This is a genomic window from Pseudoalteromonas sp. NSLLW218, from assembly GCF_015864775.1.
Lineage (GTDB): Bacteria > Pseudomonadota > Gammaproteobacteria > Enterobacterales > Alteromonadaceae > Pseudoalteromonas.
Genome location: NZ_JADYWO010000002.1, coordinates 133,578 through 145,839 on the forward strand (window position 1 = coordinate 133,578; position 12,262 = coordinate 145,839).

Genomic DNA, 12,262 nt, shown 5'->3' on the forward strand with positions numbered 1-12,262 from the left:
AACAAGCACATGTTTGTGCTATTTTTCCGAAAAATAAAATAACCATCCATAAAAGGGAATAATAGCGGTGCGGTCATTCAAACTAAATAAGCTTTCACTAATCATTACAGGCTCTTTTCTGCTATCTCAAAGCAATGCATTTGCTGATGAAACAAGTCGTGAATCAATAGATACAATTACTGTAACAGGCGAAAAAATCGAAAGGTCACTCAAGGATACGATTACATCGGTTGCAGTTGTAGATAGTTCGTTATTAGAAAATGGGCAACTAGGCTCTGTTTCTGAAGCCTTGGCAGAAATGGCAAATGTGGTGGTACTTACTGGCGCTGTGCCAGATATGCGCGGTGTGTCGGGTAATGGTGGTGCAACTGGGTTTAACTCATTTAGTGGTGGCTCAAAAGCGCGAGTATCAACACTTGTTGATGGGGTTAGTCAGCCATTTGTTGCTGATTTAACTGGTGATACCGGTTTATGGGATATAGAGCAAATAGCGGTATACCGTGGACCGCAGTCAACAAGTAATGGGCGTAATAGTATTGGTGGTGCTGTCTATATGACAACTAAAGCGCCAACACAAGATTTTGAAGGTGCTGTACGCGTTGGTTATAAAAATCAAGACAGCTACCTTGATACAGCGGCCGTTGTTTCGGGGGCATTAGTTGAAGACGTATTAGCATTTCGCTTGTCTACTCAATATGTAAACGGTGAAACCTTTAGTAATCCAAGGGTATATGAAACCAATCCAACAGATAAGAACTTAAATAACCTTAATACCAGCAGTACGCGAGCGAAATTACTGTATACCCCAACAACAGATTTAGCTGTACAGCTGACTTACTCAACGTATAGCGAAGAAGGTAATACGGGTCGTAAGTATTATGAAGGTGATAAACCGTTTGATTATGTGCCTTTATTTCAGCGTGACATGGATACCCAGTCAGACACGACTCAGGTAAATATTGATTATAAAATTAATGATAACTTTTCGTTCGATATATTACTTGCTTATATGGATTATGAATGGGGCTACGAGGCTTATGAAGCACTGGCAAGCGCTGAGTCTGATATTTCTATGGATGAAAAAAATATCACCATTGATAGCAAGTTAAACTTTGGCTTAAATAGTGAATTTTATTCAGGCTTTGTTGGTATTGCTTACTTTGACCGTGACCAAGACTTTAAAAGCGTTGGTGCAACCAATTATTTTGGTGACGATAGTAGTGACTCTAAAGCAATTTATGGCGAAACCAGCTTTAAGTTAACTAATGAGCTTACTTTAACCGCTGGGCTTAGAGTTGAGTGTGAAGAACAACTTCGTAATTTTGACATGGCTTTTGGTGGCAGTAGATTAGTTGAGCAGCTAGACAATTCTAACACTATAAAGCTACCGACCTTAGCTATTCAATATAAAATTAACAATGATACGACCCTATCTGCAAGTGCTCGTCGTGGTTATAACGCTGGTGGTGGTGCGTTGAATTTTACCGCGCAGGAATATTATTACTACGATCAAGAATCAGTAAATACGTACGAGTTGGGCTCGCGTAGCGTACTAAATAATGGTGATTTAAATATTAGTGCTAATATTTTTTACAATAATTTTGATGGTTATCAAGCATTAAGTTCTGATAGGAAAATTACTAATATTGACGACGCACATAGCTATGGTTTAGAGCTTGAAGCATATAGCATGTTAGGTGAGCAATGGCAGTTACACGCAGGGCTGGGTTTATTAAAAACTAAAATAGATGAATCAACTACTTATTCTGATGCAGTGGGCAATGAATTAAATTCAGCACCAGAACTGACTGTAAGTTTAGGGGTATCGCATTGGTTTACAGATACCTTAAAGCTAAATGTGAGCGCTAATTATGTAGACGAGTACTACGGTGATTTAACTAACACCGAGGAGCGTGTTGCTGGCGGTTACACAATTACGCGTGCAACAATAAGCTATAACAGCGATCATTGGTTGGTGAGTGCTTTTATTAATAATACATTAGATGAAGAAGCATTTACGTCGGTAGAGCCTGCAAGCGGGCGTTACCCAACGGGTTATGTTGCTGTTGTTAACCCACAAACATTAGGTGCTTCAGTAACGTATCGTTTTTAACGTGCTTCTAAAATAATGAATTGGAAATTGTAACGCTACCTTTTAAAGGTAAAATAATTTAAAGCCCTAAAGCATTAGGGCTTTTCAATAAAGGGGGAGCTTTAACCGAGCTTAAATTAAATAATGTCGCGCACTTGTTGTTTAAATGACTTGCCAATTTTAACTGACACGCCTGATGCTAGTTGAACGCTTTCATTACTTAACGCAACAACTTTATTTTTGTTAATAACGTAAGATTTGTGGACTTGAATAAATGAAGTATCAAGCTCTTGCAATATGTATTTGAGAGTACTGCTTGCAAGTAATGCTTTTTCACCTTGCCATACTTTTACATAATTTCCATAAGCCTCAAACATGTCTATATCGCCTAATTGAATTTTATGTTTTTCACGATCGATTTTAAGGGTAATAGTCAGAGGTGCCCTGGGATTTAGCGTTATGTGTTTTCTTTTTTTCCGTACTTTATTGAGTGCTTGTTCAAGGCGCTGCGCAGAGACTGGTTTTAGTAGGTAGTCAGTTACGTCAAGTTCAAAACCGGCTAAAGCATATTCTTGATACGCACTAATAATAATCACTTGTGGTCGATTCGCGAGCACTTTTAGTAACGCAATGCCTGATAGTTCGGGCATGTTTATGTCTAAAAATAACAAATCAATAGATGATGTGGCTAAAGCACATAATGCATCTTTAGCGTTAAGGTATTGTCCGCTTACATTAATATCTTTATGGGCACTTAAATGATGCAGTATAACGTCATGCGCGAGCGGCTCGTCATCAACAATTATTGTGTTTAGCATGCAGCCAGCTCCAATTTAAGTGTGGTTTGCCAAAGGTTTTTATTTTCATTAATAATTAATGTGTGCTTATTTGGATATAAAAGAGTTAGCCTACGGCGTAAATTGTTAAGTCCCATCCCATGCTCTGAATTGTTATTAGGTAGAATAGGGTTAGAGGAAAATAGCGTTAGTATGTTATCGGCCATGGTGATTTTAAACACAACCGTTACTTTTTGTGAGGTGGGCTCTACACCATGCTTTATCGCGTTTTCTAAAATCATTATTAACAGTAGTGGCGAAATTAAATAGTGTTGTTGATATTCAGGCCATTGCACATCAAAGTTGCAGCGCTCAGCACTTCGTAAATGCTGCAATGCAATAAAACCTTTTAAGTAATTAATTTCTTTTTCTAAACTCACCTGTGCTTTTTGGCCTTCATAAACACTGTAACGCAGTAAGTTAGCTAATTGCATAACAAGATCTGGTGCATTATCTGCTTTTTTTAATGTCAGTGCGTAAAGGTTGTTTAATGTATTAAATAAAAAATGAGGGTTAATTTGCTGTTGAAGTAGCTTTAGCTCTGTTTTTGTTTGTTGTTGGGCAATGTTGCTAATTTGAACGTGTTGTTGCTGTCGTTCAAACGCTAAAATAATCGGTGTGCTTATAGCCAAAAACAAAAATACGAACTGATAATTTTCAGGGCTAAAAATATTATTATTACCGCCAGGTGTTAAGTTAGCAATGCCTGAGGGTAAATCGTTAATAGGTAACAGTAGCAAGCACGATGTTAATACAGGTGTAAGTGCAACGAGGCTTATTAAACTTGCAAACAAAAACATCAGTACACCATGATAGGTTAATACATAGCGTATTAATAAATATCTATTTAATAAATACACTCCATATACTAATCCGGCACAAACAGTAATTTGCCAAAGATAACCCAAAAAAGTATCAAACTGTATGAATACTTTATAAACGTCAATAACAGGCTCAATAGGCTGGTTTAACATAGGATCAGTGTGCGTATTGAGTATGCTTGATGTAACTATTGCCCAACCTAAAAGTATTATAAACATGACTGTATCAAGTGAAAACAAGGATTTAAGCCATTTATTACTCAACACATTGTTATTTTTATTAGTGCGTTTAGTAATAAGCCATATACCACTTGCAGATGCGCACAGTGTCCAACATTGTGCATCAAGGTGTTGCCATTGCGAAAAGTTAAGAAGCTGGTTATTAAATACTAGCAAGAGAGATGGATAGGCTAAAAAGCCTAACAGCCAAACTATGATTGCGGGTGTAAGTAAAAAACGATATGCAAACGCATGGGCAATAAAAAAGGGAATACACTGTAAAAAAAGTTGAATATTAATAGCCAGATATTGGCTCGTTGAATCCATATGTGATGACAAAAAGCGTATATGAGAGTCGAGCATAATAGCAGCTATTAGCGGTAAAAAAATTATTAGCTGGGTAATGCTAAAGCGTTGCCATATTGGTGTATTGGCTTGCTGCATATGTGACTCCGTTTTTATTATAGTTTCTGAGCAGATACGCTTAGATAAAATTGTCTTTTTATTTTAAACATTACCTTTGCACAATTCACTACGCTGAGCGCGCTAGTTTATCCATAAAATTGTTTCAATCATAATTTATTTTTAAAATAATTATTTTATTTCATAGGGTTAGTAACCGTTTTAAGCATACTAGGCCGTTTATTTAAATGATGAAAGGTCATATTTAAATGACCAACGTTACTTTTTTATGTTCATCATTTATTTCAATACGTTAACCATTATTTTCTCGCTTGTATTGACTTGCTTTCTTAAGCTGGTGCTATACCAATTAAGGATGAAACTAATGCTTACACTGAAAAATATCAACAAAAAATACGCAGATGGTACGCAGGCTTTGAATGATGTGACGATCACTCTACCCGCCGGTATGGTCGGTCTACTTGGCCCTAATGGAGCGGGTAAATCAACACTTATGCGCACACTCGCGTGTTTACAAAATGCCGACTCCGGACATATTAATTTTAATGGCCTTGATGTGATTAGCCAACCAGATGCGCTTAGATCGCAGCTAGGTTATTTACCACAATATTTTGGCGTGTATCCCAATATGAGTTGTCGGGCGTTACTTGAGCATATTGCCGTATTAAAAGGCATAGAAGGTAATGCACGCAAAAACCAAATTAATAGTTTACTTGAACTAACCAATTTGACTCAGTTTGCTAATAAAAAGGTCGTTAATTTTTCGGGAGGAATGAAGCAGCGTTTTGGCGTGGCTCAGGCTTTGTTAGGTAACCCAAAACTAATTATTATGGATGAACCCACTGCTGGGCTTGATCCTGTGGAACGAGAAAGTTTAAATAATTTACTCGTTAGTATTAGTCAAAATAGGTTGGTATTGTTATCGACTCATATTGTTGAAGATGTAGAAAATTTATGTCACTACGTGGCCATTATAGATCAAGGAACACTCATACAAAGCGGTGACGTAAAAGAGTTACTAGTTCCTTTAGAAGGTAAGATTTGGCAGCTCGAAAGTTTACCTACGGGCATACCAAATCAGCATGTATTAAGTAAGAGCCATCGCTATGGTAGAGCGTCATTTCGTGTGTATGCAGACACAGCGCCTGCACAAAATGCAATAAACTCGCCCGCTACGCTTCAAGACAAGTACTTTTTTGCACTCAATAAAGGAAGTCAAACATGTTAATTTTTAATGAGTGGCGATATGCAGTGCGCCAACCACTTGTTTGGCTGTGCATTATTATTCCTTTAATATTTTCGGTTATGTTGTCCTCTGGGCTTGCAACAGTTGAAGTTGATTCGTTAAAACAATTTAAGTTAAATATTACAATGCTACAAATGATGCAGTTACCTGTGCTTGTAGGAGTATTGGCACCCGTTATATTTTTACGAGATCAGCACGCGTCAATGCAGGAGCTTATTTATGCTACGCAACCTAGCTTATTTAAGCGCAGTTTAGCAAGAGTATGCTTACTGATTTGCTTGGTTTTTATTATTAGCTTAATTAGCGATTTAGTAATGATATACATGCATGTAAGGCAATTTGGCTATATACCAAATATGGTTTCTTTTACTGTATTTAATAGCTTTTTAGTGTTGTTACCAAATAGCTGCTTTTTAGTTGTTGTTGCCTTTTTTGTTTGCCATAAATCAACGACTTCATTACCCAATTATGTTGTTTTTGCGGTGTTGTGGATAGGCTACATAATGCTTGCAAGTATTACCGGAAATCCAATGCTTGCTGGAAGTAGTATCATAAGCAATCGCTTTTATACATTATTTGTTTGGCTTGACCCTTTTGCATACACCGCCGTAATAAACGGTTTAACCAATTCATTAGGAGCTTCATTTGCTATTAATCGCGTTGTTGTGAGTATGCTTGCTGTTGGTATTTTTTATATTACTTTTAGTAAAAATAAAAAAAACACATTATTAAAGAGTCAAAAAGGTAAAAATAATAACGAATGCGTTCGTTACAACACGTTAGAACCCGCTGAATATAAAACTGCGAGAGTCACGCAAAAACCGTTTTTGATGATGGCCAGTTTATACAAAATTACGCTGGTTAATTTGGTTTCACACCCTGTTACTTTACTGATTATTTTTGTTTGGCCGGTGATGGTTTTTAATAGTGTTGCCTCGTCATCTGGTTATGTTGAACCAATGAGTATTATGAGCACCACAAGCCTTGATGCAATTAGCTATTATGCATTTGATATTCAATTGTTGTTTGGCACTTTATTAATGGCTTTGTGGAGCTGGCAAGTAAGCTGTTTCGCTAAATACTATAATATAGCTGAGCTGATCGCTGCCACACCGCTCAAAACATATTACTTTTTAAACAGTCAGTTATTGGTCCTAGGTACTATGATATTGGTTTTTTTAACAATGAGCTTATTAGGGGCAAGTGCAGCTCAGTGGTTTTTACACAGTGCATATCAATTTGAAGTGCATTTAACCATTTTATTTTTGATGGCAATTGTGCTTGCCATTATTGCGTGTGTATTTTTGTGTGTATTTAATTTGTGTCGTTCGCAGCTTATTGCGGGTTTGCTAATTGCTGTTATTTTACTGATCAAATTTACACCGATAATGACTTATCTTGGTCTTACGCATACATTGTGGAGTGTTGGTTGGACGCCTTTGCAGGCACCTGATAACTTTTGGGGTTATCGTGCAAGTATAAGTAGTTATTGGCCTTATATATCAGTTTGGTTAGTTGCGTGTATAAGCTTAGTTATAATTACGGGGATTTTTAATCACCGAGGTGCCGGGTTGAGCCGAAGAGTAATGGGGGTTAAACATTTTTGGTTACTTATTCCTTTACTTATCACTGTGGCACTATTTACTCAATTACATTTAAGACTGGTTGAGGAGAAGCCTTTAACCAACTCGCATAAACGCGAGGCATTTAAAGCACAATACGAAAAAGCATTCTCACAATGGCGCAATGTAGCACAGCCAAACATTGTGCACATTGATGCTAATGTAGACTTTTATCCGCATCAGCAGCAAGCTCATTTTTCCTTAATATATACCTTAAAAAACACCCATCAAGATCCTATTAAAGAGATATTGGTTGGGCGCTCAGGTTTTTATACATGGGCCGATATTGAAATCGATGGCGCGCAAAGGGCTAAAAGCTTTCCCTTGCTTAATCAAGCTGTGTTTAAGTTTGAGAATGAAATGCAGCCAGGAGAAATACGTAAACTAGTTACACGGTTTGATGTTCATCAAGCTAAGCTTTGGCCAGTGAGAGGCCATCAGATAATAACCCCTGAATTTAGCTATATACGATCAGTGCCTTTATTGCCGACTGTTGGCTATCAAGATAATTATGAATTAACCGATCCTATACTTCGTCAGCAACACGCACTTAAAGTGAAATCGGTGATTAGACCCACGAAGCTATTTGCTAAAACGGCGAAAGCAAGTACTCATTACCAGTGGCTTACTATGTCGAGTAAAGTGAGTACAACAAGTGATTATCAGGTTATAACCCAAGGAGAGGAAATATCACGTACCAGCAAAGATGACCGCGAAATATTTCATTTTGAGACTCGTACACCCATAAATGCAATCCCAGCTTGGGTGACGGTGCCTTATTCCCCTGTTATCAAGCAGCAAAATGGCGTGATGTTAAACGTGTTTGCTAAAGATAAAAACGAGCCAGCACGAGGGGAGTCTATAGCCGTAAACCTCAGTGCAATGGGCGACACAATAAAATGGCTTAATAATATAAGCCCATATAGAGCAAAACAATTGAGCTTAATAGGCTCGCCTAAATTTGGTGGAACAGGTTATGCCCTGCCGCAACTTATACTTATTGAAGACAGTGTTGGTTTTAGAGCAAAGCCAAGTGCTAATGCAGGCTTTGATCAACGCTATCGCCGTGCAGTTCACGAAACTGCGCATCAATGGTTTGGCCATGATATTGGTAATGGAGTATTTTCAGATAGCGCTTTTTTAGTGGAGTCTATGGCAAAGTATATTGAGCTTGTTGTTATAGAGCAGCGTTATGGGAAAGCGACCATGCAAGCGCTGGTTGAGTATGAAACAACACGCTATGAGCAAAGTATGTTGATGAACATAAAGGAGCGATCAGCCTTAGTTGATGCTACACAAAGCTTTGACCAATATTCGCGAGCAACCATTGTCTTTGCTAAGCTACGCGCTGCGATTGGGGATAAACCCATTATTAATGCGCTCAAGTTGGTTTGGAAAAATCATGCTTATCCAAACAGTCCCGCCAATTCTATGGATTTTATACGAGCATTAAAACATGAAGCTGGGAAAGAACAAGAAAGCTTAATAAACACACTGTTTTTAGAGTAAGTACGTTTAATTTGAACATATATTTAGTAAATCAAAAGCCCTATTATTTTAGGGCTTTTTGTTGCGCGCAGATTACTTTGCATTATTTACCTGTGCTAGTAACTCTATAACTTTTTGTTGACCAAAGGTTTGTGCAAATTGCTCTGCTGTTTGGCCGGCTTTGTTTTGATGCGCGTTGTCGCAATCAAGTGATACGAGTGTTTTAGCAATACTAAATTCACCTCTGAATATAGCAGCCATAAGTGCAGTGTTGCCTCGGTTGTCTTCCATGCAGGCATTAGCACCTAAGTGTAAAAGCGTGTTAACCGTGTCTTTATTACCGTGATAAGTGGCAATCATTAACGCGGTGTAGCCTTTATTGTTGTAGCTGTCGATAGGAATACCGGCATCTACAAATTGCTCTATTACAGCGGTGTCGTTGGTACGTGCTGCGGCAAAATAATAAGCAAATAAGCTGTCGTATTGAGTTTTTGCAGAGTTTTGGTTTTCAGCTTGCGTACTAGACGTTTGTGTATTGGGAGTATTTTGAGCGTAAACGCTACTGGTAAAGCTCAGCAGTAGAGCGACTATAATTAATAAATTACGCATAACAATTGCCTCTTATAAAAAGAGGAAGGGGTTTATCCCTTCCTCATAATTGTGGTTGTTTATATAGCTGCTTGCTTAGTTGGGACTAATTTTTACAACTGCTTACTTACAACTAAATACCTTCAACTAGCTACTTACAAGTTAGCTGCTAGTTGTTTAACCATTTTAATATCGCCTTTTACAGCTTTTGTTAAGCGTGTACCGTATTCAGTATCAGCTTTGTAAAAGTGACTAAGCATTTTGTGTTTAACATCGCTGTTTTGCACTTTACCTAAATCACCCGCTAGGTTATTAACTAGATTTGTACGTTCTTGCTTGCTAAAGCCACGGTATAAAACACCGGCTTGAGCAAAGTTTTGCTGCTTTTTAATCGCTGCTTGTTGTACGTAGCCTTTAAGCTCTGTATTACTTCTGCGTGCAATTGGGTTTTCAGCTACGTTTTCTTGGCTTGGCTGGTAGTTCACATTGCTTGTTGTGTTACCAATATTCATTGCGCCGTCTTGGTTGTAGTTAACTACGTCAACTTTTGCACGGTTGATTGGCAATTGCTGGTGGTTAGCACCTAGGCGGTACATTTGTGTATCAGCGTATGAAAACATACGACCTTGTAATAAACGATCTTCTGATGGCTCAATACCAGGAATAATGTTTGCCGGTGCCATTGCTACTTGTTCCGTAGATTGGAAGAAGTTAGTTGGCATACGGTTTAACGTCATTGTTCCTACTTTAGTTTCTTTAATGTCTAGCCACATTTTTGTTGCATCTAATGGGTTGTAATCAAAGTCATCAAGTTGTGATGGATCAAGCGTTTTAATGTACAGATCCCATTTAGGGAAATTGCCTTTGTTTATTTCAGTGTATAAATCTTGTGTTAAATGCTGAAAGTTTTGGCTTTGTACTTTAGCTACTTCTTTAGCATCAAGGTTATCAATACCTTGTTGGCTTACCCAATGAAACTTAACGTATTTAACATCACCCGATTTATTAATCATTTTGTATGCATGTACACCCCAACCGTCCATTTTACGAAGACTTGCTGGTGTTCCGTAGTCGCTGTAAACCCACGTTAGCATTTGTGTAGAACCTGGTTCGTGCGAGAAAAAGTCAAATACACGGTTAGGATCTTGAATGTTATCAACCGGAGATGGTTTTAAAGAGTGAACCATGTCTGGAAATTTAATTGCATCGCGAATAAAGAACACCGGTAAGTTATTACCTACTAAATCCCAGTTACCTTGATCTGTGTAAAACTTAGTTGCAAAGCCACGTGGGTCGCGCAGTGTTTCTGGGCTACCTTTAGAGTGGATTACTGATGAAAAGCGAACAAATACGTCTGTTTCTTTACCAGCTTGTGTAAACGGTGCTGCAATTGTTAAATCGTCTAGCTCTTTTGATGCTACAAACACACCGTGTGCGCCGGTACCACGAGCATGCACAACACGCTCAGGAATACGCTCACGTGCAAAGCGTTGCAGTTTTTGAATTAGTTGCACGTCTTCTAGTAATACACTGCCACGTTCGCCAGCAGTAATTGAATTTTGGTTGTCGCCAACAGCTGCGCCGTTATCTTTAGTAAGTGTTGTTGCTGCGCTTGCCGGTAATGCCATTGCAAGTGCTAGTGCAGTTAGTGTTAATTTTGTTTTGTTTATTTGAGTATTCATTGTCGACCTCATCTATTTAAAAGTGCCGGCAGTGGTGCAGGCTGTTAATCTGTTAACGATAGTATTGATTTTATTAACTTCGGTAAAACTGATTAATTAGATTGATGTGATTTGTAAAACAGATGAAATAAATTAACAGGAGCACTTTTTACGTTAACGGAATTTTTTTACTACGACCTTGGTCGCAATATGCTTTTATAAAGTTGATTAAATACAAAGGTTTTTAGTTTTATCTGAGCGTATTTTCACCAAGCTGGTGCGTTTTATACTTACAGTGTGTTGACATATTCGTGCAATAAAGGGAATATGCTCAACTCCTGGGCTTGTGCTCATTGTTGAGTTGCACTAAAAAGTTGCACAATATTAATCGCGCTTAACTCGTTATACTTAAATTAGCTAAACCAAACAGTTTTAATAAGGTGACAAGATGAATACTAACATTGAGCTGGTGATATTTGATTGTGATGGCGTTGTTATTGATAGCGAAATTTTAAGCGCACAAGTACTCATTAATATGCTTGTTGAAAAAGGCGTTGAGATTGACCGTGCTTATGTACAGCAACACTTTTTAGGCTGCAACTTTAAAACAGTAAGCCAAAAAATAGCGGATGCATTTAATGTCACTCTTCCTGAAAGCTTTGAAGGTGACTACCGCGAAGCACTGTTAAACGAATTTGAAACAGGGCTAACCACGACCGACGGTATAAACGACGTACTTAACAATTTAGCTGTGCCTATTTGTATAGCCACTAGCAGCAGCCCAGCACGCACCGCAAAAGCGTTGAGCGTAGTGAGTTTAAGTAAGTACTTTAGCGATACGGTTTTTACCAGCAGCGAAGTTAAGCGTGGTAAACCAGCACCCGATTTATTTTTACATGCAGCTAAACAAATGGGTGTAAAGCCAGCGCATTGTTTAGTGATTGAAGACAGTAAAGCAGGCGTAAATGCAGGAATTGATGCCAACATGCAAGTGCTGCATTACAGCGGTGGGCAACATATGCAAGGCTCTGTTAATCATGTGCGCAGTGCTTACCCAAATGTTGATCATTTAACGCATTGGCAAGATTTTTTTAGTGCATACCCTGCACTTAAAAAGCAGTAAACACGCAGCTTTTTAAATACACAAAGTTTTAAACGCGATTTGCTCGCCTTACTCACTGACAGGTAAGCAAACGCAAAATATAAATGTAGATGGTTTTGCTTTACTAAAAATAAATAGAACACGGCAAAACATCATGCGTTTAT

Annotated in this window: 8 protein-coding genes; 4 read left to right on the top strand and 4 right to left on the bottom strand. The window is 38.1% G+C overall.

Annotated elements, in window-relative coordinates; all coding sequences use genetic code 11:
- Window positions 1-61: 61 nt before the first annotated feature.
- On the top strand, window positions 62-2,113 hold the full coding sequence (locus I6E80_RS03375; protein WP_197184957.1) for a TonB-dependent receptor: 2,052 nt from the start codon (window positions 62-64) through the stop codon (window positions 2,111-2,113).
- 116 nt (window positions 2,114-2,229) lie between these two features.
- On the opposite strand, the gene I6E80_RS03380 is transcribed toward I6E80_RS03375, so the two are convergent.
- Complete coding sequence (locus tag I6E80_RS03380; RefSeq protein WP_076924275.1) at window positions 2,230-2,910, bottom strand: LytTR family DNA-binding domain-containing protein; 681 nt, start codon at window positions 2,908-2,910, stop codon at window positions 2,230-2,232.
- The gene (locus tag I6E80_RS03385) at window positions 2,904-4,412 is read right to left on the bottom strand and encodes a sensor histidine kinase (RefSeq protein WP_076924274.1); all 1,509 of its coding nucleotides are present in this window, start codon (window positions 4,410-4,412) and stop codon (window positions 2,904-2,906) included. Before I6E80_RS03385 ends, I6E80_RS03380 begins: the two co-directional genes overlap by 7 nt.
- Before the next feature lie 343 nt (window positions 4,413-4,755).
- On the opposite strand from I6E80_RS03385, the gene I6E80_RS03390 reads away from it, so the two are divergent.
- Together I6E80_RS03390 and I6E80_RS03395 are read left to right on the top strand one after the other, a co-directional pair.
- Window positions 4,756-5,619 carry an ABC transporter ATP-binding protein gene (locus tag I6E80_RS03390; RefSeq protein ID WP_197184796.1) on the top strand — a complete coding sequence of 288 codons (864 nt, stop codon included), beginning with the start codon at window positions 4,756-4,758 and terminating at the stop codon, window positions 5,617-5,619.
- Window positions 5,613-8,768, top strand: a complete 3,156-nt coding sequence (locus I6E80_RS03395) for a M1 family aminopeptidase (protein WP_231616706.1) — start codon at window positions 5,613-5,615, stop codon at window positions 8,766-8,768. Before I6E80_RS03390 ends, I6E80_RS03395 begins: the two co-directional genes overlap by 7 nt.
- A gap of 72 nt (window positions 8,769-8,840) precedes the next feature.
- Here I6E80_RS03395 and I6E80_RS03400 read toward each other — a convergent pair whose 3' ends face one another.
- Window positions 8,841-9,356, bottom strand: coding sequence for an ankyrin repeat domain-containing protein (locus tag I6E80_RS03400; protein WP_197184797.1), 516 nt, complete (start codon window positions 9,354-9,356; stop codon window positions 8,841-8,843).
- 134 nt (window positions 9,357-9,490) lie between these two features.
- Window positions 9,491-11,017: a catalase gene (locus tag I6E80_RS03405; protein WP_197184798.1), complete on the bottom strand. Its 1,527-nt coding sequence runs from the start codon at window positions 11,015-11,017 to the stop codon at window positions 9,491-9,493.
- Window positions 11,018-11,444: 427 nt separating this feature from the next.
- Between I6E80_RS03405 and I6E80_RS03410 the strand changes: the two genes are divergently transcribed.
- A complete protein-coding gene (locus I6E80_RS03410; protein WP_024597786.1) occupies window positions 11,445-12,119 on the top strand; it encodes an HAD family phosphatase in 675 nt (224 codons plus the stop codon).
- The last annotated feature ends 143 nt before the right edge of the window (window positions 12,120-12,262 follow it).